Annotated in this window: 16 protein-coding genes, 1 tRNA gene and 1 pseudogene; 5 read left to right on the top strand and 13 right to left on the bottom strand. The window is 58.7% G+C overall.

Translation table 11 applies throughout. The annotated features are described in order from the left end of the window. Nucleotides 1-134: 134 nt before the first annotated feature. From PR018_RS03800 to rpoZ, 3 genes are all read right to left on the bottom strand, one after another. Entirely contained in the window at nucleotides 135-284 is a 150-nt protein-coding gene (locus PR018_RS03800) for a DUF3563 family protein (RefSeq protein WP_111220403.1), read from the bottom strand. A 190-nt stretch (nucleotides 285-474) separates the two neighbouring features. Further along, nucleotides 475-2,700 carry a RelA/SpoT family protein gene (locus PR018_RS03795; RefSeq protein ID WP_142829773.1) on the bottom strand — a complete coding sequence of 742 codons (2,226 nt, stop codon included), beginning with the start codon at nucleotides 2,698-2,700 and terminating at the stop codon, nucleotides 475-477. 101 nt (nucleotides 2,701-2,801) lie between these two features. Beyond that, the gene (gene rpoZ, locus PR018_RS03790) at nucleotides 2,802-3,194 is read right to left on the bottom strand and encodes a DNA-directed RNA polymerase subunit omega (RefSeq protein WP_111220401.1); all 393 of its coding nucleotides are present in this window, start codon (nucleotides 3,192-3,194) and stop codon (nucleotides 2,802-2,804) included. Nucleotides 3,195-3,498: 304 nt separating this feature from the next. Between rpoZ and PR018_RS03785 the strand changes: the two genes are divergently transcribed. Then, nucleotides 3,499-4,080, top strand: a complete 582-nt coding sequence (locus PR018_RS03785) for a LabA-like NYN domain-containing protein (RefSeq protein ID WP_142829775.1) — start codon at nucleotides 3,499-3,501, stop codon at nucleotides 4,078-4,080. 51 nt (nucleotides 4,081-4,131) lie between these two features. On the opposite strand, the gene PR018_RS03780 is transcribed toward PR018_RS03785, so the two are convergent. The 3 genes from PR018_RS03780 to dapA form a co-directional block, all read right to left on the bottom strand. Beyond that, a complete protein-coding gene (locus PR018_RS03780) occupies nucleotides 4,132-4,548 on the bottom strand; it encodes a DUF3830 family protein (RefSeq protein WP_142829777.1) in 417 nt (138 codons plus the stop codon). Continuing rightward, nucleotides 4,548-5,027 carry an SsrA-binding protein SmpB gene (smpB, locus tag PR018_RS03775; RefSeq protein WP_111220398.1) on the bottom strand — a complete coding sequence of 160 codons (480 nt, stop codon included), beginning with the start codon at nucleotides 5,025-5,027 and terminating at the stop codon, nucleotides 4,548-4,550. The genes PR018_RS03780 and smpB overlap by 1 nt, the downstream gene beginning before the upstream one ends. Nucleotides 5,028-5,174: 147 nt before the next feature. After that, nucleotides 5,175-6,059: a 4-hydroxy-tetrahydrodipicolinate synthase gene (gene dapA, locus PR018_RS03770; RefSeq protein ID WP_142829779.1), complete on the bottom strand. Its 885-nt coding sequence runs from the start codon at nucleotides 6,057-6,059 to the stop codon at nucleotides 5,175-5,177. 217 nt (nucleotides 6,060-6,276) lie between these two features. On the opposite strand from dapA, the gene PR018_RS03765 reads away from it, so the two are divergent. Continuing rightward, the gene (locus PR018_RS03765) at nucleotides 6,277-8,343 is read left to right on the top strand and encodes a lytic transglycosylase domain-containing protein (protein WP_142829781.1); all 2,067 of its coding nucleotides are present in this window, start codon (nucleotides 6,277-6,279) and stop codon (nucleotides 8,341-8,343) included. Between the two features lie 179 nt (nucleotides 8,344-8,522). Here PR018_RS03765 and PR018_RS03760 read toward each other — a convergent pair whose 3' ends face one another. From PR018_RS03760 to PR018_RS03730, 7 genes and pseudogenes are all read right to left on the bottom strand, one after another. Next, complete coding sequence (locus tag PR018_RS03760) at nucleotides 8,523-9,584, bottom strand: porin (RefSeq protein WP_142829783.1); 1,062 nt, start codon at nucleotides 9,582-9,584, stop codon at nucleotides 8,523-8,525. Nucleotides 9,585-9,967: 383 nt separating this feature from the next. Continuing rightward, entirely contained in the window at nucleotides 9,968-11,032 is a 1,065-nt protein-coding gene (locus PR018_RS03755; protein ID WP_142829784.1) for a porin, read from the bottom strand. A gap of 518 nt (nucleotides 11,033-11,550) precedes the next feature. After that, nucleotides 11,551-11,813, bottom strand: a pseudogene (locus PR018_RS03750) (GNAT family N-acetyltransferase); the annotation flags it as partial. 378 nt (nucleotides 11,814-12,191) lie between these two features. Next, entirely contained in the window at nucleotides 12,192-12,872 is a 681-nt protein-coding gene (locus PR018_RS03745; protein WP_142829786.1) for a hypothetical protein, read from the bottom strand. A 641-nt stretch (nucleotides 12,873-13,513) separates the two neighbouring features. Beyond that, nucleotides 13,514-13,604: transfer RNA gene (locus PR018_RS03740), tRNA-Ser, on the bottom strand. Between the two features lie 100 nt (nucleotides 13,605-13,704). After that, nucleotides 13,705-14,508 (bottom strand): aldolase/citrate lyase family protein, encoded by an 804-nt coding sequence (locus tag PR018_RS03735; protein WP_142829788.1) that lies wholly within the window; start codon nucleotides 14,506-14,508, stop codon nucleotides 13,705-13,707. Between the two features lie 6 nt (nucleotides 14,509-14,514). Next, nucleotides 14,515-15,732 (bottom strand): NAD(P)/FAD-dependent oxidoreductase, encoded by a 1,218-nt coding sequence (locus tag PR018_RS03730; protein ID WP_142829790.1) that lies wholly within the window; start codon nucleotides 15,730-15,732, stop codon nucleotides 14,515-14,517. A 301-nt stretch (nucleotides 15,733-16,033) separates the two neighbouring features. Between PR018_RS03730 and PR018_RS03725 the strand changes: the two genes are divergently transcribed. The 3 genes from PR018_RS03725 (at nucleotide 16,034) to iolD (ending at nucleotide 20,829) form a co-directional block, all read left to right on the top strand. After that, nucleotides 16,034-16,909 carry a MurR/RpiR family transcriptional regulator gene (locus tag PR018_RS03725; RefSeq protein WP_142829791.1) on the top strand — a complete coding sequence of 292 codons (876 nt, stop codon included), beginning with the start codon at nucleotides 16,034-16,036 and terminating at the stop codon, nucleotides 16,907-16,909. Nucleotides 16,910-17,007: 98 nt separating this feature from the next. Next, nucleotides 17,008-18,939 (top strand): bifunctional 5-dehydro-2-deoxygluconokinase/5-dehydro-2-deoxyphosphogluconate aldolase, encoded by a 1,932-nt coding sequence (locus tag PR018_RS03720; RefSeq protein ID WP_142829793.1) that lies wholly within the window; start codon nucleotides 17,008-17,010, stop codon nucleotides 18,937-18,939. Nucleotides 18,940-18,978: 39 nt separating this feature from the next. After that, nucleotides 18,979-20,829, top strand: a complete 1,851-nt coding sequence (iolD, locus tag PR018_RS03715; protein ID WP_142829795.1) for a 3D-(3,5/4)-trihydroxycyclohexane-1,2-dione acylhydrolase (decyclizing) — start codon at nucleotides 18,979-18,981, stop codon at nucleotides 20,827-20,829. Nucleotides 20,830-20,841 lie beyond the last annotated feature (12 nt).

Raw genomic sequence — 20,841 nt, 5'->3', positions numbered from 1 at the left:
TATCTAGTGCAGGCGAAGCCGCGATGACAAGAGCGCTCATGCGCTTCTTTTAGCGAGTGGTGCAAGTGTTTTACCACTCGCAAGCGGCGTTGCATTTGCACGCCGCCTTTCCCATTTCGTAAGTCTACTGTCGATTAACGGTTGCGGAATGCACCACGGTCGACTTGACGCTGACGATACTCAAGATCAAAGCGGTCGTTAGAACCGTTAAGGTAAGCCATTTCGCGTTCTTCAACACTAGGAACGCGGAGGGCGCGGGCGAATTTCTTGAAGGGACCAAACATTGTCATTTCCTCATCTGGTTTGTTTCTTTCGATGAGGTGAATATAGCTCGTGCAGGCGTTAATGACCAACGCCCGATTACCAGTGCAGCCATGCATTCTATGCATATGTAGGCCATTACCTGCGACAAAATGACTAAGAAACGATCATAAAAGATGCACATGGCGCCTCCGGCACCTGCGACGCGGTTAATTATTCATAAAGCCGCTTAACCGTGGCAATGCAGTCGAGGTCCTTCAACTGCAGCAACATCTGGTTCAGCTGGCGCAGATCCCAGACTTCGACATCGAGTGCCATCTCGGTGAAATCGGCTGCAACACGCACGGTATTGAAGATACGGATGTTGACGTCGATGTCGGCGACTGTCTGCGAGATCTTGGCAAGGCTGCCGGGTTCGTTGAGAGCATTGATCAGCACGCGGGCGGTGAACCGCGATTTGTTGGCCTCGTCGAGATCCCAGCGCACGTCGATCCAGCATTCCGGCTGGTCGTCGAAGCGTTGCAGCGCAGGCGACTGGATGGGATAGATGATGATTCCCCGGCCCTTCTCGAGGATACCGACGATACGGTCCCCGGGCACTGCACCCGTCGGCGCGAAATGTACGGCCACGTCGGCAGCCAGTCCGCGGATCGGCAGGGTTTCGAGGTCGTCAATGCCGGCATTGGCGAGATCGGCGACCTTGCTCTGGCCAGGTATCTTGAAAATCATACCGGCGCCGCTGCGGACATTGAACCAGCCCTCGTCGCCGGCAGGCTTAACCGTCACCCGTTCGTCCTGGTGGTCAGGATAGACCGCGCGCAGCACGTCAAGCGACGACATCTCCCCTCGCCCGACGGCAGCAATGGCATCCTCGACATCCTTTTGGCCAAGCCGGTGCAGCGCCGGTTTGAGGGCGTCGCGGGTAAATATCTTGCCGGCGCGCTCGAATGTACGCTCGAGGATGCGGTAGCCGAGGCCGGCATATTGCTTGCGGATGGCCATGCGGGTGGCGCGACGGATGGCGGCGCGCGCCTTGCCGGTAACGACGATCTCTTCCCAGGCGGCGGGAGGCACCTGTACGCCGGAGCGAATGATCTCGACCTCGTCGCCGTTTGCAAGCCGTGTGACGAGCGGCATGATCCGACCATTGATCTTGGCACCGACTGTCGTATCGCCGATGTTGGTATGCACGGCATAGGCAAAGTCGATCGGCGTTGCGCCGCGCGGCAGCGCGATAAGCTTGCCCTTCGGCGTGAAACAGAAGACCTGATCCTGGAACAGTTCGAGCTTGGTATGCTCAAGAAACTCCTCCGGACTGTCACCTTCCGCCAATGCCTCGATAGTGCGGCGCAGCCATGAGTATGCGTTGCTTTCACGCGACAGCAGATCACCTTCCGCCGCGTTCTGATCCTTGTAGAGCGCGTGAGCTGCAATGCCGTATTCGGCAATCTCGTTCATGCGCCGGGTGCGTATCTGCAGCTCGATGCGCTGGCTCGACGGGCCGACGATGGTGGTGTGTAACGAACGGTAGTCGTTCTGCTTGGGCGTGGAGATGTAATCCTTGAAACGACCGGGAACGACGCGCCAGCGCGTGTGGACGATGCCGAGAGCCCGGTAGCACGCAGGCAGATCGTCAACGATGATACGAAAGCCATAGACATCCGACAGTTGCTCGAACGACAGGGACTTCGACTGCATTTTTCTGAAGACGGAATAGGGCTTCTTCTGCCGGCCCTTGGCGACGGCATTGTCGAGGCCGTTGGCGACCAGGAGATCGCGCAACTCGGTTTCGATCTTCTTGACCAGCCCCTCGTTGCGTTGCGACAACTCCTCGAGGCGCTTGGTGACTGTGTCGTGTGCTTCCGGATTGATATGGCGGAAGGACAGTTCCTCCAGTTCCTCGCGCATATCCTGCATACCCATGCGCCCGGCAAGCGGCGCATAGATGTCCATCGTCTCTTCCGAGATGCGGGCGCGCTTGTCTGCCGGCATGTGGTCGAGCGTGCGCATGTTGTGCAGGCGGTCGGCGAGCTTCACCAGCAATACGCGCACATCGTCGGAGATGGCGAGCAGCAGCTTGCGGAGGTTTTCAGCCTGCTTTGCCTTGCGGGTGACGAGATCGAGCTTCTTGATCTTCGTCAGCCCCTCGACCAGCCGGCCGATGTCCTCACCGAAAAGCTCGTCGATTTCGGCCCGCGTTGCCGTCGTGTCTTCGATGGTATCGTGCAGGAGGGCGACCGCAATCGTCGATTCGTCGAGATGCATATCCGTCAGGATCGCAGCGACTTCCAGCGGATGGGAAATATATGGATCGCCGCTGGCGCGCTTCTGCTGTCCATGCTTCTGCATCGCATAGACATAAGCCTTGTTCAGAAGCGCTTCGTTGGCATCGGGCTTGTACTTCTGAACTCGCTCTACAAGCTCGTATTGCCGCATCATCCAACGCTACTCCGGTAAAAAGAAAAGCGCGCCAATCGGATGACTGGCGCACAGACATTTCACCATCATATAGCTCCAACGCGGAGCATCAAGATTGACGATCAGTAATCGTCGCTCTTTTCCGGCGGTACAAGGCCTTCGATGCCGGCCAGCAGCTCTTCTTCCGACATCTGGTCGAAGGTTACAGCTTCCGGCTTGTCGTCGTCTTCCTCGGAAGAAGAACCAGCGGCGGCAAGAGTTGCCGGATCTGGCTCAGGCTCATCGATTTCGACGTGCTTCTGCAGCGAGTGGATCAGGTCTTCCTTCAGATCGTCTGGAGACAGGGTCTCGTCGGCGATTTCGCGAAGGGCAACCACGGGGTTCTTGTCATTGTCGCGGTCGATGGTGATCGCTGCACCCTGGGAGACGAGCCGGGCGCGATGGCTGGCGAGCAAAACAAGCTCGAACCGGTTCTCTACCTTATCAATGCAATCTTCTACGGTGACACGGGCCATTGCCTGTCCTTTACGGTCGTGATGTCGTCGACATGTATGGAATTAGGATGCCGGATACAATCAAACGGCGGCAAATTCAAGTTTTTCCTCGCAAGGCGACAGATAACAACCGCTGCTGGACGAGGAAACGGAAATTGAATTTTTCATTTCAATCCAGAGTTGCTTGGAATAACTGGAATCCTGCCCTAAATCTCCTTATATGAACAATTCGTGAATTAAGCGACCTGTTTCTATATTTTAGCGATAAGGCTTTGTTTTGATTGCCTTTTAGTGTTTTCTTTTTGCAGCAATGGATAAACCAGCCATGTTTGACCCTCGCGAGAAAATTGCACTCTTCATTGACGGCGCGAATTTGTACGCCGCCTCCAAAAGTCTCGGCTTCGACATCGATTATCGCAAGCTGCTGAAAGCGTTCCAGAAACGCGGCTACCTGTTGCGCGCGTACTATTACACTGCGCTGATCGAGGACCAGGAATATTCCTCCATACGGCCGCTGATCGACTGGCTCGACTACAACGGCTACAAGGTGGTCACGAAGCCCGCCAAGGAATTCACCGACTCCATGGGACGCCGCAAGATAAAGGGCAACATGGATATCGAGCTGGCCATCGATGCCATGGAGCAGTCCGAGACTGTCGATCACATGGTGATCTTCTCCGGGGACGGCGATTTCACGACGCTTGTCGAAGCGCTGCAGCGTCGCGGACGCAAGGTTTCCGTCATCTCGACGATGGCGACCCAGCCGCCGATGATCGCCGACGACCTTCGTCGGCAGGCCGATCACTTCATCGACCTGGTCTCGCTGAAATCCGAGATCGGCAGGGATCCGTCCGAAAGACCGGCACGGCTTGTGGACGCGTCACCGACGGCCGAACAGGAAGAATAGTTCGGTCGACGATATCCGTATCCGCCTGGCTAGAGAGACTGCGTTAGACGGTCAGCCAATGGGTTCGAAGCGGATTGGCTGCGCGCCGTTCCAGAGAACACGGCGGCCCATCTCCGGCAGGTGCTCAGCGCCTTCGACGACGGTGAGGAAATGGTTTCCGGCAAGACTGCCCATCTTGCTGGCAAATGACGAGCTGCCATAGGCGAAAAGCAGCTCCGTTTCGCTGTGGCCGCCGGGATAAAGCAGGATATCGCCGCGTGACGGATGGGTGGTGTGGTTTTCGAAACCGACGCCGAACTCGAAATCGCCGAGAGGTACCCAGACCGCTTCGCCGCTCCAGCGCGAGTGGATCGTCTGATTGACGAAGGGCAGCAGAGCCTGGAATGCCTTGCAGGTCCGAGGCGCCTTCTTGTTCTCGAAACGAGCGACGAAGACCAGGTCGCCGACGGTCAGCCTCACCATCTGCATCAGCCGTTGTCCTTCAGAATTCGGGTCTTCTGGCGGTTCCAGTCGCGTTCTTTTTCCGTCTGTCGCTTGTCGTGCAGCTTCTTGCCCTTGGCAAGAGCCAGTTCGAGCTTGGCGCGGCCCTGATCGTTGAAATAGATTTTCAGCGGAATGAGGGTCATGCCCTCACGATTGATGCCGACGCGAAGTCTGTTGATTTCGCGGGCGGTCAGCAGCAGCTTGCGGCGACGGCGGGGCTCGTGGTTGAAGCGATTGGCCTGCAGATATTCCGGCAGATAGGAATTGATCAGCCAGATCTCGCCGCCTTCGTCCGAGGCATAACTATCCGCGATATTCGCCTTGCCGTCGCGCAACGCCTTCACCTCGGTGCCCATGAGCATGATGCCGGCTTCATAGGTATCGAGGATCTCATAGTTGTAGCGAGCCTTGCGGTTATCGGCGACAACCTTCTTGACGACGCGTTGGCTGCCTTTGGGTGCCATGATCTGTTGTTCCGTCCCTCGGGTACCGGCGGCGCTCAAACATGAGAAAATGCGGGCCGCAGTGATGTTCAGGGCCCTAGATAGGGGAGTATGACCGGATTGTGAAGACGCGACGGCGACGAACGCCGCCGCCTTCGCCTCAAGCTATCAATTCAGCAGGCCGGCGTGGCGCATCGCAGCATCGATCGCTGCTTCCGTACCCGGTTCCAGCGTAGACAGCAGCGGCGAGCGAACGTGGCGGCTCATCCGCTCCAGACGCGACAGGCCATATTTTGCACCGCAGAGACCGGGCTCGAGAAAGATTGCCTTGTGCAGCGGCATCAACCGGTCCTGGATCGAAAGCGCCGCCTTGTAGTCGCCGGCAAGGGTCGCCTTCTGTAACTCGGCACAGAGGCGCGGCGCGACGTTTGCCGTCACCGAAATACATCCGACCCCGCCATGGGCGTTGAAGCCGAGAGCGGTCGCATCCTCGCCCGACAGCTGATGAAAATCATTGCCGCAGGTGATGCGCTGCTCGGAAACGCGCTCGATCTTGCCGGTCGCATCCTTGACGCCGACAATATTCCCATAGGACTTAGCCAGCGCACCCATGGTTTCAGGCGTCATGTCGACGACAGAGCGACCTGGAATATTGTAGATGTAGATCGGTAGCTTAACGGCCTCGGCAATCGCCGAAAAGTGAGCATAGAGCCCCTTCTGCGTCGGCTTGTTGTAATAGGGCGTGACGACCAGGACTGCATTCGCGCCAACCTTTTCGGCATGCTGTGCCAGTTCTATCGCTTCGCGCGTATTGTTGGATCCCGCGCCTGCCATGACGGGCACGCGCTTGGCGGCGACCTCGATGCACAGCTCGACGACGCGCTTGTGCTCGGCGTGCGACAGGGTCGGCGATTCGCCGGTGGTGCCAACAGGGACAAGCCCGGTGCTCCCCTCGGTGATCTGCCATTCTACGTGCGAGGCAAAAGAAGCTTCGTCGACGGCGCCCGCAGCGGTGAAGGGCGTAACGAGAGCGGGAATGGATCCCCTGAACATGCAAACTCCTCAAGGCCTGGCATTTCACGCTTCGGCCGCAATCCTTGGTTATGAATCTGCGCACCATAAAGCGGCCATCTGGCTCCGACAAGCGCGCTTTATGGCTTCGTTTGCAAATTCCGGTATCATGTTAGATCGATAATTCGTGCATGCGCTAAGGTTTCGTTAAGATGGCTTTCGGCAGATTGAGGGGATCTGAATTCGCGTGAGTAGCCGGATGAACAAATCGATCCTGGTCGTGTCCGCCACAGGCCTTGCCATTGCCTGGGGCTGTCTTGCGGCCGGGCTGCCGATTGAAAGCGCCCCTGATCCGGCCGGGCAGCCGCAGACATCAGTCGCCATGGCAATTCCGAACGATCCGCTGACGACTGGTTCTATTCCACGCGCTTCCAACATCGCGCCTGCGAGCGCCGATCTCAAGGCTGGCCTCGACGCGCTGTCGAACCGGAAGCCGCTGCAGGCCATCGCCGTCCGCAATGGCATGGCGCGCGGAACGCTGGACCGCCACATCCTCACCTGGGCAATTGCCACGTCGGGACAGACCGGGATACCGTCCGCCGAAATCGCTTCCGCCTCGCAAGAGCTTGCGGGCTGGCCGGGGCTCGCCAGTCTGCGTGGCTTCTCCGAGCGGGCGATCTACAACGAGAATCCGTCCACGGCCGAGGTGCTCGCTGCCTTCGGAGAGACCGCACCGGAAACGCCGGAAGGTGCATTCGTGTTGTCAAAGGCCCTCATTGCCGTTGGAAAGCCCGCCCAGGCAGCCGCCTATATCCGCAACGTCTGGCGAAACCAGACGCTGGACGCATCGCTCGAGGACAAATATCTGGCAGCTTTTGGCGGCCTGCTCAGCCCCGCCGACCAAAAAGCACGCATGGATCTGTTGCTCTACCGAAGCAAGACGGCGCAGGCGAAGCGTTTTGGCGATCTAGGCAAGGCACAATCACTCTATACTGCATGGGCAGCTGTCAACGATCGAAGCCCCAAGGCTGCGAGCCTGCTTGCCAACATCTCGACGCAGTGGAAAAGCGATCCGGCCTATCTCTTCATGCGGGTCGAATTTGAGCGCCGCAAGGAAAACTACGATACGGCTGCAGCCCTGCTGGCGCGAATGCCGCGCGATCGCAGCCTGCTGATCGACGCGAGCCAGTGGTGGGACGAGCAGCGAATCGTCAGCCGCGGCCTTGTCGACCAAGGTAACTACAAGGCTGCATACAGAATTGCCGACGACAACGTCGCCGTCACCCCGGTCGATGTCGGCGAAGCGGAGTTCCATGCAGGCTGGTATGCGCTGCGCGGCCTGAAGGATCCCTCCACGGCAGCAACGCATTTTCGCAAAATCCTCGGCGTGTCGAACGGACCGATCTCCGTCTCTCGTGCCTGGTATTGGCTGGGACGCGCGGCGGAAGCCGGCGGCCCGGGCAAGGCCAGTGATTTCTATGCGAAGGCCGCCGCCCTTCCGAGCACGTTCTACGGTCAGCTTGCCGCGAAAAAGCTCGGACGGCAGATGCTGGACGTGACCTACCCATCGCCATCGCCGGAAGACCGGCAGCGCTTTCAATCGCGAGAAGCGGTGCTGGCGATCGCGCGCCTAGAGGCAGCCGGCAATGGCTGGCGCGCCGACAGTCTTTACCGCGCGCTAGCCCAACAGCTGCAAAGCCCGGGCGAGATCGCGCTGCTTGCGGCCAGCGCCGAGCAGTCCGGCAATCACCAGCTTTCGCTGCAAGTCGGCAAGATCGCCTATGGACGCGGCGTCGATGTCGCAGCGCTTGCCTTTCCGATCGGCGTCATTCCAGACGATGCCAATATCGCTGGCTCCGGAAAGGCCATGGCTTATGCCATCGCCCGACAGGAAAGCGCCTTCAATCCGCAGGCCGTGTCGTCCGCAGATGCCCGTGGATTGCTTCAACTGCTGCCGAAGACCGCCAAGGCTGTGGCCGGTCGCCACGGGATCGTTTATTCAGCCGACCGCCTGACGAAAGATGCCGGCTACAACGCGACGCTCGGCTCGCACTATCTCGGCGAGCAGATAGATGCATTCGGCGGATCCTATATCCTGACATTCGTTGCCTATAACGCCGGTCCGAAAAAAGTGCCCGAATGGATCAGCCGCTACGGCGACCCGCGCGGCAAGTCGATGGATGAAGTCGTCGACTGGATCGAGCGCATTCCCTTTCCGGAAACCCGCAATTATGTGCAAAGGGTGATGGAAAACTACGAGGTCTACAAGGCTCGGCTTGGTCAGAAGAGTGATATCGAGCAGGACCTCATCCACGGACGCGGCTGAAGGGGCCTTTCGCGGCTTACCGATTCGTTAGGTCCGCCACCCTTCCCGCCGACTGACGGGCACAGAGTTTGTGCCCGGGATCCAATTCCCGAGCTCACCGACTCGAAATTGTCGGCACGAAAATGGCCCGGCTGGGATACCGGGCCATCTCTTTGACAGGAGGTTAGATCAACTCAGTATTAGAACGAACGCTGGAAGCGGATGATGCCAGACCAGGTGTCCTTGTTGACGCTGTCGTAGTTGACGTAGGTGACTTCCGGCTCGATGAGCAGGTTCTTGACCGGGTTGAACTTCAGGTTGCCCGTTGCTGCGAACGTCTTCTTGTCGTCGTAGGCCAGCTGCACGTTGGCCTTCAGCTTGTCATTGATCTGTTGGCCAATGCCGCCCCAGACAGCCCAGTCGCCCCAACCGATACCAGCACCACCGGCACCAGCATACTTGTTGAGCTTGTTGCCATCGGTGTTGTAGCCACCCATGAGGAAGGCGGTGAAGCCGCCGAACTTGGCATCAACACGAGCCTTGACAGCGCCTTCTTCGACGATCGAGTCGTAGCCGCCGACAACGCGGAAGTTGAAAGCGCCGGCCTTGTAGCCGAGACCGAGAACGCCGTCCGGAGCGTAGTGATCCGAGCTGTTCTCGCCATTGGCGCCAGCTGCAGTGCCGTTGGTGCTGTCTTCGAGCGAAGCAACAGCCGTGAAGCCGGTGCCAGAGTCGTAGGCGTAGGTCAGCTGGTTCAGTTCGTCGGTGCCGTTGATGCCGTATTCGATGATGTCGTCGTTGATGACGTCGCCAGCGTAGCCGAGGAAGGTCGAGTAGACCGAGTCATTCTTACCGACGAGGAAACCACCCAGGCTGATGTTGGCCCAGAGAAGCTTGTTGGTGTTGTTACCTTCGGCCGACTCGAAGCGGAAAACGGCGTCAGTCTTCAGGGCGCCATATTCAGTGTCACTTGCAGTGTCGATCGAAAGTTCGGCACGTGTCTTCCAGTATGTGCCGCGAGCAGCAGCGTCCTGGCCGGCCTTGTAAGCGTTGTACCAGCTGACGTCAGAGCGAACCTTGCCGCCGATCTTGATGCAGGTTTCCGTGCCCGGGATGTAGAAATAGCCCGCGCCGTAAGCGTCGCAGATGCGGACGTATTCCAGCGGCTCAGGTTCAGCAGCGACGATGGCGTCGGCAGCGTGTGCACCGGATACTACCGAGAAGGCAGCGGCCGAGCCGAGAAGAAGGCTTTTAATGTTCATTGCAATTAGCTCCAATCAAAAGACGACTGGGCGTGAGACGTCGCGCCGAAAAATCGGCGTGCCCTACCCCATCCCTGTATTTGTGACCCCCCCTTGGGGAGAACCAAAGCGCGTCTGCTTCGGTTCTGGGCAGACCATAGCGATTGAATATAACAATGAAATATCAATGCGTAACAGGCACCGTTTGTGACAAAGCTTTGGATTGGTGCGTTGCACAAAAATCACGTCACGAAACTGTGATAATTCCGTCATGAAAGGTGATTGATCACCTCGCGGCCTGGAAAAGGCAGCGGAAACAAGACCTGGAGAACAGACAAAGAGCAAAAACGAAAAAGCCCGGCTCGAAAGCCGGGCTCCTTTCAATCGACCGAAGTCGTATTGAATTAGAACGTGCGCTGGAAGCGAAGGATACCAGAGAACGTGTTGTCGTCGAGAACGGCGTTGTCGTACTTGACGTAGGTGATTTCTGGCTGGATCTTGAAGCCCTTAGCAACGAAAACGTTGAGGTTTGTCGTAGCTTCGAAGGTCTTGCTGTCAGCATACGAAACCTGAGTGTTCCACTCGAGCTTGTCGTTGAACTTGACAGTCGTGCCACCCCAAACCTGCCAATCGCCGGTCGAAGCGCCGCTAGCGTCGCCATTGGCGTAGCGGTTGATCTTGTTGCCGTCAGTGTTGTACTGGCCGAGCAAGAAGGCAGAGAACGTGCCGAAGTCGAGGTCGAGGCGAGCCTTGACAGCGCCTTCTTCAACAACCGAGTCGTAGCCGCCGACAACCTTCAGACCGAACATGCCAGTCTTGTAGCCGAGGCCGGCAACGAAGTCAGGTGTGTAGTGGTCAGAGATGTCGCGGCCAGGATTGTTCGGATCAACTGCAAGGTCGCCAGACTGGCTGTCTTCAACCGACAGAACGCCGGTGAAGCCGTTGCCGCCGTCGTATACGTAGGAGAGCTGGTTCAGCTCGTAAGGTCCATCGCCGATCACGTCGTCGTTGATGACGTTGCCAGCATAACCAATCCACTGATTGTACTGCGAGTCCGTCTTACCAACGATGAAGCCGCCGAGGCTGATCGTTGCGAACAGAACCTTGGAGTCGTTGACACCTTCAGTCGAGTCGAAACGGTAAACCATGTTGGTCTTCAGCGGACCGTATTCTGTGTCCGTTGCCGTGTCGACGTTGAGTTCAGCGCGAGTGTGCCATTCCGTGCCGCGCTTGAAGCGATCGCCAACAGCGTATGGGTTGTGCCACTGAGCTTCAGTACGAACCATGCCGCCAATCTTGAGGCAGGTTTCCGTGCCTGGGATGTAGAAGTAGCCAGCGCCGTATGCATCGCAGATGCGGACGTATTCAAGCGGCTCAGGCTCAGCAGCTACGATAGCGTCTGCAGCGTGAGCACCGGATACTGCTGCGAGGGCAGCAGCGGAGCCGAGAAGTAGGCTCTTGATGTTCATGATTGACCTCCAGTTCAAAGTTTCAATTGGGTCTGGGATTTTTAACCCGAAGGCATTCCCTGCCCCATCCCCATGTTTCAAGAAGTGGACGATCACGCCCTCGCTTCCGTTGTTGAAAATACTCGACGGGCGCCGTCACGCAATCGACATCTTGCCGGAAGGGGGTTTTGGGGGGACCCTTCCCCAATTCATGTTGCCGAAAGGACACAAAACGGTGAGATGAAGGGTGGTTTATTTAGCCTTTATTAAGAAAAAGCCTTATCTCGCACGGACTTAACCCCGACGCGCCGGCCCGTCACAGTCTTTCGGTAGACCTGCCGACGCACAAAATCCCTGGAAACCCTGCCACATGTACGGCATTTCCACGGCAGGCGGCAACATTTGGAAACAGCCCGGCAACGATTCCCGGTTGGGGAATGGACATGCGCTGGACGTCGATTCGGATCGTGTGTGCGATTCCGCCTGCGATTCGAGCTTGGGTGCAGACATGGGGTAGGCATCCGGTCCGGCGGACGTCATTACTTCAGCTCTATAAGCCCCGCCTCCGTCGGCCAGAAGTCGCAACTACGGTAGAGTGAGACCAGCTGCGGCTCGACGTTGACACTCAACCACCTTGCATCGTGCTCCTGCGCAATACTGGTGGCCTCTTTTATCATGCCGGTAGCAATCCCCTGTCTTCGCATTCGAGGGGCGACGCGGGTGTCGAGAATAAAGGCGTGAACGCCTCATCCCACGCACCATTCACGAAACCGACGAGCTGACCATCGGCGTAAGCGCCGATAACCGACGTTACAGTTACCGAGGTATCGGAAGCTGTCACAGGCAGTAGGGAATGGCCCAAGGCTGCTGTTGATCTCGGAGATTTCTGAGGTGAACCTAAGGATTTCAATGGCTGACCAAAGTGGCTAATTAGCCATCGACAGGCTACAGCAAAGCCCTAGAAGCCTAGAAGCCCTGTAAATAGGGCGTGTAGACCATTCGCCTCGATATTTCACCGCAGCAAACGTCAACACAGGCTCGGTTCCCGCCAGGCTTTTTTTGTATTTTACGAAAGAAAGGCGGGGAAGGCAATCGAGCGGCTTACACCTCCCGGCCACAACGAAAGGAGGACGCTGGGTTTACCCGAAAGCCAGCGCGTGTTGTCTCCAAACTGACGAAATCAGTCATCAGAATTGAACCTATCTAGAACGGCCCAAGGAATTTCCACATTGTTGGCGGGCGTGTACGGCATCGATACATCTCCCGTAATGTTGATCGCAGTTACACAGAAGCGCGTCGTGTGAGACCGACCAAAAACGTCTTCATAGTCGCATTGCCCAAAAACGAAGAGCCGCCTTTTACCTGTAGCGATGAGAAGCAAATCCGAGGCATAGTAGTCAATAGGATTGGCTTCAATAGACCCACCGTCTTGATGAAGATTAACTGTCGCAATGCGGGGTGGTAAGCTGCCCACAAAATCAAAGTCTCCTGGCAGATCATCGTCTCGCAACTCGTAGCCAACGCTGACACGAACTTTACGGGTAGGCGTAGCACCTCGATTGATCCAAGAAGGACGCATTCTCCAAAACAGGCCAGTTGGGGATGGATGCGATATGTAACGTATCCCCCCAGCGACCACATAAGCCCGCTCAGTGGTCTCAAGGGCGTGCTTAGCACTTTTGATCTGCTCCCGAGCTAGGATTATCGAAATAGCAATTCCCGCAGTTCCCAAAAGGCTAAGCATAAACTGCCACTTGCTCCACATCGACAAACTAACGGTCGCTGATGCCACGGTTTGCTGAGCGGTAAGATCGGCCTGCTGTCGGGCGGTAGTCTGCCGCTCCCTTTCCAGATCTTCCAAGGACGGCTTTGGCTGACTTACTATCCTTACCGGAAACCCCTCATTCTCACTAGCAGGCGTAGAAATCGTAAAGGTGCAAAGCATAACTGCGGCGATTAGGAAAAGGCCGCACGATTTCTTCATAATTACCGAAAGGGAAGAGATAAAGTATCTTAGCATTTGGAAATAGCTAATACATCTTGAGAAAACACACTAGGTCCAATCTCCACCCAGCGACTTTTACTTTTTACAAGATGTCTACATTCGACCACGGCAACCGACTGACCTTGACCCCGAATACTTAAGCCTCTCACGTCGATAGCCATTGATATCTGGAGCAAGAGGATAATTACACCAACGGGAATTTCATGGGAACCATTACAACCCTAGTTAAGATACGCCGCCTTGAAACTGAACTGTAGTTCTGCTCTATCTTCGTTGAGGTGTAGGCCTTCGGGAAATTGCGATTACCGCTGGGACCGCACTACTGAGTTCCGGTCTTTCGATTGGATGATTCCCAGTCCCGGACTAGATGATCGCAGTTGATATCGCCTGATTTGGCGATGGAACGAATATTTTGGCACAAGCGCTTGGCACAAATAATCTACAATTGTGGACGTAAGACGCTGTAATGATTAGATAAATCCGCACATTTGAAAGAATGGCGGAGAGGAAGGGATTCGAACCCTCGATACGCTTTTGACGTATACTCCCTTAGCAGGGGAGCGCCTTCGGCCACTCGGCCACCTCTCCGAGGCCGTGACTATTGGGCAAAGGCTCCAAAGGCAAGGTTTTTTTTCCAATGCCGTCAGAAAAGTGTCTTGCTGTGCGCTAAACCCCGGGAGTGCGAGGGCTAGTAGCCGCGTGGGCCGGCTTCGGCATTTTCCGGTTCCGGTCCGTAGCGTCGGCGAAGGCGCTGGAGTGCCGTGGAGAATTCGGTGACATCGGCGCCGACGGCCACAAAAGTGGCGCCGAGTTCCAGGTAGCGGCGGTTGAGGGTCTCGTTGAATGTCAGGATTCCGGCCGGTTTGCCCGCTTTGACGATGGTGGCTATGGCGGCCTCTATCGCGTCCTGCACCTCGGGCGCCTCGAGATTGCCCGGAAAGCCCAGGTCGGCAGCAAGGTCGGCAGGCCCTATAAAGATGCCATCGATGCCCTCGACACCGGCAATCCGCTCGAGGTCGGCAAGCGCCGCGCGGGTTTCGGCCTGGACGAGGAGGCAGATATCCTTGCCTGCATCGGCAACGTAGCCGGCAACGGTGTTGAACCGCGAGGCGCGGCCGATGCCGGCGCCCATGCCACGGATGCCGTCCGGCGGATAGCGGACAGCGCGAACGAGTTCTGCTGCCTGCTCGGCCGAATCGACCATCGGGATGAGCAGCGTGCGGGCGCCGATGTCGAGAAACTGCTTGATCATCCAGCTTGCCCCGGTCGGCAGGCGAACCACCGGTTCCGACGGCGAGGCCTGGAGGGCCTGCAACTGCGCCATTATACTGCGAAGATCGTTGGGGCCGTGCTCGCCGTCGAGGACCAGCCAGTCGAAACCGGCATGGCCGGCGATCTCGGCGGCATAGGCATCGGCCATCGCCACCCAGAGGCCGATCTGCGGGCGGCGCTCGCGCAGGGCGATCTTGAATGCATTGGGTGGCAGGGTCATCGTCACTTATCCGAGCAAGGTCTTGAGGTCGGTGCCGGCGTCGGCCAGCAGGTCGCGATCGGGCGTCTGGCCGGCGTCGATGAGCTTTTTGCCAGTGACATAGGCGCGGGCGTCATTGATCGCATCGACAGCAATCAACCGGCCGGCCTTGAAATACCAGACGGAAGCCGATCCTTCGCGGGCACCATGCCGTAGCACCGTATCGTCGTAGCCCTTGTTGAAGCCTGCGATCTGCAGCTTGACGTCATACTGATCGGACCAGAACCACGGTTTCGGCACATAGGGTTCGTTGCCACCGGCGATGATCGCGGCCGCAGCCTCTGCCTGGTCGACCGCATTCTGTACCGATTCGAGACGGATCAATTCGCCCTGCCAGCGCAGCGCGGCGCAGTCGCCGACGGCATAGATGCTGGGGTCGGAGGTGCGGACGTATTCGTCGACGACGATGCCGTTGGCAACCACAAGGCCGGCTTCCTTGGCAAGACGATCCAGCGGCGCGACGCCGATGCCGACGACGACGAAATCGACGTCGAGGGTGGAACCATCGGAGAGCTCTGCGGCAACGACACGGCCGTCCTTGCCCACCAGTCGCTTGAGGCCGGTCTTCTCGCGGATGACGACATCGTGGTCTGCGTGGATGACCCGCATAATGTCTGCGGTTTCCTTGGCGGCAACCCGCTGCAGGATGCGATCGGCCATCTCGATGACGGTGACTTCCAGCCCGCGATGACGGGCGACTGCCGCTGCTTCGAGACCGATATAACCGCCGCCTATTATAAGGACGCGGCGGCCCGCGCGCATTTCACCTGACAGGAGATCGGCGTCGCGCTTGTCCCGGGCGACATAGACGCCCTCGAGATCGCCGCCGATGGCAGCAGGAAGTCGGCGCGGGGTTGCGCCTGTCGCCAGCACCAGGGTTTCGTAGTCGAGCGCGCTGCCGTCCTGCATGACGACCTGCTTCTTGTCGCGATGGATTTGTTCGGCCCAGGTCGCACGACGGATGTCGATGTCGTGCTCGGCATACCAGTGCTCGTGACGGAACATCAGGCGATCGAAGCTGATCTCGCCGAGCAGGTATTTCTTCGTCAGCGGCGGGCGCTGGTACGGCAGCGATTCTTCCGCGCCGACCAGCGTGATCGGCCGCGTGTCATTGAGAGCCCTCAGCTTGGCAGCAACAGCAAAGCCGGCCTGCCCTGCTCCGACAATGACCAATCTACCCGTCACGCAAGCCCTCCAGAAATTGGGGACACGAAGCCGTAGCGGCCGCGCATCGCGCTTCAAAGGCAAGGCGTATCGCCTCGTCCCGAAAGCGTCAACCGCAGCGGTGCCCATCAAGCGTCATACCGGACGATTTGGAACATCTGGATCGTTTTGCTGCGAGTCTGGCGTTTGTGAAATGCCAGAGGATTGCAACAATCGGCAAGCAATTCAGTCACTTGAATTGCCTGTGGCGGAAATCGGCAGATGCGGTATCATTGCAGATGGAATATATGTTCCGAAAACCGGGAAAAACGAAAGCCGTGGAATGAGTGAGGACGTGACGATACCGGCGAAGGTGCCGCGCGATTTCGAAAGCCTGCGCAGCACGATCATCGAGCGCAAGGCGTCCATGCCGAAACGGCTGGCGCAGGTTGCGGTCTTTGCCCTCAACAACCCCGATGAAATCGCGTTTGGCACGACGGCCAGCATCGCCACGGCGTCCGACGTCCAGCCCTCGACGCTGGTGCGGCTGGCCCGCCATCTCGGCTATGAAGGCTTTTCCGATCTGCAGAGCATTTTCCGCGAACGGCTGCGCGACCGGACAATCAGCTACGAGGAGCGGCTGATCTCGCTGGAGGAGGCGCGCGTAGAAGATGAGAACGCGGCGATCCTTGCCGGGTTTATTTCCTCTGCCACCCAGTCGATCAACCGGCTGGCGGCAACCGTGCAGACGGACACCTTCGCGACGTCGGTCGAAATCCTTGCGGCAGCAGAAACCATCTACCTGATCGCCAAGCGACGCTCCTACCCGCTGACGGCACACATGACCTATGCGTTTTCCAAGCTGAACATCCGCCACCAGATCGTTGCCTCGCCGAACGGGGTCGATACGGAGCTTGTACAGTTCGCCACGCCGCGCGATGCAGCCATTGCCGCCAGTTTTTCGCCCTATGCGGCAGAAAGCCTGGTGCAAAGCCAACTGCTGGTCGACCGCGGCGTACCACTCATTGCCATCACCGATTCGGCATTCTCGCCGCTCGCCGCCTGCGCCACCCACTGGTTCGAAGTGGCAGAATCGGATTTTGCCGGCTTTCGTTCGTTATCGGCGTCCATGGCATTGATCATGGCTTTCCCCGTCGCCATCGCGGAGCAGCGCAGAAAGTGGGCCATGGCAAAATCCGGAAAACATAAAATGGAATAAACATTCCGAATTGACAAAATTACGGAACCGATGTTTCATTATCGGTGCACGGCGTTGGCAACGGGAGATGCCGGCGGAAATCTTGACGGAGGATATCAATGGCAAATCTCAACAACGGCGCGCGGCCGGAGCCGACGCTCGACGTCATCGCCATCGGCCGTTCTTCTGTCGATCTCTATGGCCAGCAGATCGGTTCCAGGCTCGAAGACATCGCGTCCTTCGCCAAATCCGTTGGCGGCTGCCCGGCCAACATCGCAATCGGCACGGCCAGGCTTGGGCTGAAATCAGGGTTGATCACGCGCGTTGGCGACGAGCAGATGGGACGCTTCATCCGCGGGCAATCGGCCCGCGAGGGTGTCGCTACCGATGGCATCGTCACCGACAAGCAGCGGCTGACAGCGCTGGTGCTGCTGGCGGTAGAGGCTGAAGGCGTCTCGCCGATGATCTTCTACCGCTCAGATTGCGCCGACATGGCGCTGACGGAAGACGATGTCGACGAAGACTTCATCGTTTCATCGGGTGCAGTGCTTGTGTCCGGCACGCATTTTTCTCAACCCAACACCGAGGCAGCCCAGCGCAAGGCGATCCGCGTCGCCAAGGCGCATGGCCGCAAGGTGGTCTTCGATATCGACTACAGGCCCAATCTCTGGGGCCTTGCCGGCCATGCCGAAGGTTTCGAGCGCTACGTGAAATCCGACCGCGTCACGGCCAAGATGAAGCAGACGCTCCCTGACTGCGACCTGATCGTCGGCACCGAGGAGGAGATCCTCATCGCGTCCGGCGCCGATGACGTGCTCGGCGCATTGAAGACGATCCGCGAACTCAGCGCTGCCACCATCGTTCTAAAACGCGGCGCGATGGGCTGCATCGTCTATGATGGCGCAATTTCCGAAGACCTCGAAGCTGGCATCGTCGGCGACGGTTTTCCAATCGAGGTTTACAATGTGCTCGGCGCCGGCGATGCCTTCATGTCCGGCTTTCTGCGGGGCTGGCTGAAGAACGAGCCTCTCAAGACCTGCGCCACCTGGGCCAATGCCTGCGGTGCCTTCGCCGTATCGCGGCTGCTCTGCTCGCCGGAATATCCGACCTGGGCCGAACTCGACAGCTTCCTTAAACACGGCAGCCGGCGGCGCGCACTGCGCAAGGACGAAGACCTCAACCACATCCACTGGGCAACAACCCGCAAAGGTCACATCCCGCTGCTGATGGCGCTGGCCATCGATCACCGCTCGCAGCTGGTCAGCGTCGCCGACGAACTCGGCGTCCCCTACGAGCAAATCAATGCCTTCAAGCGGCTGGCGGTTTCGGCAGCGGCGCGAGTTGCCGACGGACGGCCGGGCTACGGCATGCTGATCGACGAACGTTTTGGGCGCGACGCCTTCTTCGATGCTGCCACCAAAAACTTCTCATGGATTGGCCGGCCGGTCGAATTGCCCGGGTCAAAGCCACTGCGATTCGAATTTAGCCAGGATATCGGCTCGCAACTCGTGGAATGGCCTGTCGACCATTGCATCAAGTGCCTTTGCTTCTATCATCCGGACGATCCGGCGGAGTTGAAGGCCGAGCAGCAGGAGAAGCTGCGCACGTTGTTCGACGCGGCGCGAAAGGTCGGTCGCGAATTGCTGGTCGAGATTATCGCCGGCAAGAACGGACCGCTCGACGACAACACGATCTCGACGGCGATGCAGGAGCTCTATGACCTCGGCATAAAGCCGGACTGGTGGAAGCTGGAGCCGCAGGCGTCGCGTGCCGCCTGGAAGAACATCGAGGCGGTGGTGACCGGCAACGATCCGCTCTGCCGCGGCATCGTGCTTTTGGGACTGGAGGCGCCAGCCGAGGAACTGCTGAAAGGTTTCGAGGCGACGCTCGCAGCACCGTCGGTCAAGGGCTTTGCCGTCGGCCGGACGATCTTTGCCGAAGCGGCGCGCAACTGGCTTGCTGGCGAGATCGACGACGAGGCGGCGATTGCCGACATGGCCGGCCGTTTCCGGCATCTGACCGAGGCCTGGCTTAAGACGCGCGGGCTGTAGACCCGCGGACTGGAAAAGAAGAAAACTGGGAGGCGCCCGATGGGCAAGACGATCCGTTTGACGATGGCGCAGGCTGTCGCGCAGTTCCTGACGAAGCAGATGACCGTCATCGACGGCCAGAAGGTGCAGATCTTCGGCGGCGTATGGGCGATCTTCGGGCACGGCAATGTCGCCGGACTTGGCGAAGCGCTCTACCAGATCCGGGACGAATTGCCGGTCTACCGTGCCCACAACGAACAGGGCATGGCGCATGCGGCGATTGCCTACGCCAAGACCAGCGTTCGCCAGCGCTTCATGGCCTGCACGACCTCGATCGGCCCCGGCGCACTCAACATGGTGACGGCGGCAGGCGTGGCCCATGTCAACCGCATACCCGTATTGTTCCTCCCCGGCGACGTGTTTGCCAACCGTGCTCCGGACCCGGTGCTGCAGCAGATCGAGGATTTCGGCGATGGCACGGTTTCCGCCAACGACGCGTTCCGCCCGGTCTCTCGCTATTTCGACAGGATTACCCGGCCGGAGCAGATCATCTCGGCCCTGAAGCGCGCCATGCAGGTACTGACCGATCCGCAGGACTGCGGTCCGGTGACGCTGGCACTTTGCCAGGATGTCCAGGCAGAAGCCTTCGACTATCCCGTGAGCCTTTTCGAGGAGCACGTCTGGACGCAGCGCCGGCCACGGCCGGATGCCGACGAACTCGCCAACGCCATTGCCCTCATCCGCAAAGCGGAGAAGCCCGTCATCATCGCCGGCGGCGGTGTCCTCTACTCGCAGGCGACCGCCGAGCTGACTTCATTCGCGGAAACCCACAGCATTCCTGTCGTCGTCACCCAGGCCGGAAAATCTGCGATCAACGAGAGCCATGCGATGTCGCTCGGCTCTGTCGGTGTCACCGGTACGTCTGCGGCCAATGCGATTGCAGAGGATGCCGACCTGATCATTGCCGTCGGCACCCGATGCCAGGATTTCACCACCGGCTCCTGGGCGCTGTTCAAGAACGACGCGCTTTCGATGGTGGGATTGAACATCGCAGCCTTCGATGCTGCCAAGCATGATTCCCACGCGCTGGTTGCCGATGCGCGCGAGGGGCTAAAGGCTCTGTCTGCCGGGCTTGCCGGATGGAAAGCCCCTGCAGCGCTCGCCGAGAGAGCAGCGCTTGAAAAGACACGCTGGATGGAGGCTGCCACCAAGGCGATGGCGACGACAAACGCCACCCTCCCCTCCGACGCGCAGGTTATCGGCGCGGTGGCCCGCACGATCGGCGGCGAAAACAGCATCGTGCTCTGCGCTGCCGGCGGTCTGCCGGGCGAACTTCACAAGCTCTGGCCGGCGACGGTGCCGGGCAGCTACCACATGGAATACGGATTTTCGTGCATGGGTTACGAGCTCGCTGGCGGGCTCGGCGCCAAGCTGGCGCGGCCGGACAAGGAGGTCGTCGTCATGGTCGGCGACGGTTCCTACATGATGCTGAATTCCGAGATCGCCACGTCCGTCATGCTCGGCATGAAGCTAACCGTCGTGCTGCTCGACAACCGGGGCTATGGCTGCATCAACCGGCTGCAGATGGCCACCGGCGGTGCCAACTTCAACAACCTCCTGAAGGACTCCTATCACGAGGTGATGCCGGCCATCGATTTCCGCGCTCATGCGGAAAGCATGGGTGCCATCGCCGTGAAGGTGTCGTCCATCACTGAGCTCGAGCAGGCGATAGAAGCCTCCCGGACGAACGACCGGACGTCTGTCTTCGTCATCGATACCGATGCGCTGGTTACCACCGAGGAAGGTGGCCACTGGTGGGATGTAGCCGTTCCCGAGGTGAGTTTGCGCCCGGAAGTCAACGAGGCCCATAAGAACTACGTCGCCAAGCGGGCCGCCCAGCGGATCGGATAGCGGACAATCGCC

It is taken from the genome of Rhizobium rhododendri, from assembly GCF_007000325.2.
GTDB lineage: Bacteria > Pseudomonadota > Alphaproteobacteria > Rhizobiales > Rhizobiaceae > Rhizobium > Rhizobium rhododendri.
The sequence above is the reverse complement of the archived record's forward strand: the minus strand, read 5'-3'. Positions and strand labels throughout refer to the sequence as shown.

What these genes read in the sequence shown, in the direction of transcription:
- PR018_RS03800 (WP_111220403.1), bottom strand. Translation starts at nt 284, where the DNA reads ATGTTTGGTCCCTTCAAGAAATTCGCCCGCGCCCTCCGCGTTCCTAGT.
- PR018_RS03795 (WP_142829773.1), bottom strand. Translation starts at nt 2,700, where the DNA reads ATGATGCGGCAATACGAGCTTGTAGAGCGAGTTCAGAAGTACAAGCCC.
- rpoZ (WP_111220401.1), bottom strand. Translation starts at nt 3,194, where the DNA reads ATGGCCCGTGTCACCGTAGAAGATTGCATTGATAAGGTAGAGAACCGG.
- PR018_RS03785 (WP_142829775.1), top strand. Translation starts at nt 3,499, where the DNA reads ATGTTTGACCCTCGCGAGAAAATTGCACTCTTCATTGACGGCGCGAAT.
- PR018_RS03780 (WP_142829777.1), bottom strand. Translation starts at nt 4,548, where the DNA reads ATGCAGATGGTGAGGCTGACCGTCGGCGACCTGGTCTTCGTCGCTCGT.
- smpB (WP_111220398.1), bottom strand. Translation starts at nt 5,027, where the DNA reads ATGGCACCCAAAGGCAGCCAACGCGTCGTCAAGAAGGTTGTCGCCGAT.
- dapA (WP_142829779.1), bottom strand. Translation starts at nt 6,059, where the DNA reads ATGTTCAGGGGATCCATTCCCGCTCTCGTTACGCCCTTCACCGCTGCG.
- PR018_RS03765 (WP_142829781.1), top strand. Translation starts at nt 6,277, where the DNA reads ATGAACAAATCGATCCTGGTCGTGTCCGCCACAGGCCTTGCCATTGCC.
- PR018_RS03760 (WP_142829783.1), bottom strand. Translation starts at nt 9,584, where the DNA reads ATGAACATTAAAAGCCTTCTTCTCGGCTCGGCCGCTGCCTTCTCGGTA.
- PR018_RS03755 (WP_142829784.1), bottom strand. Translation starts at nt 11,032, where the DNA reads ATGAACATCAAGAGCCTACTTCTCGGCTCCGCTGCTGCCCTCGCAGCA.
- PR018_RS03735 (WP_142829788.1), bottom strand. Translation starts at nt 14,508, where the DNA reads ATGACCCTGCCACCCAATGCATTCAAGATCGCCCTGCGCGAGCGCCGC.
- PR018_RS03725 (WP_142829791.1), top strand. Translation starts at nt 16,034, where the DNA reads ATGAGTGAGGACGTGACGATACCGGCGAAGGTGCCGCGCGATTTCGAA.
- PR018_RS03720 (WP_142829793.1), top strand. Translation starts at nt 17,008, where the DNA reads ATGGCAAATCTCAACAACGGCGCGCGGCCGGAGCCGACGCTCGACGTC.
- iolD (WP_142829795.1), top strand. Translation starts at nt 18,979, where the DNA reads ATGGGCAAGACGATCCGTTTGACGATGGCGCAGGCTGTCGCGCAGTTC.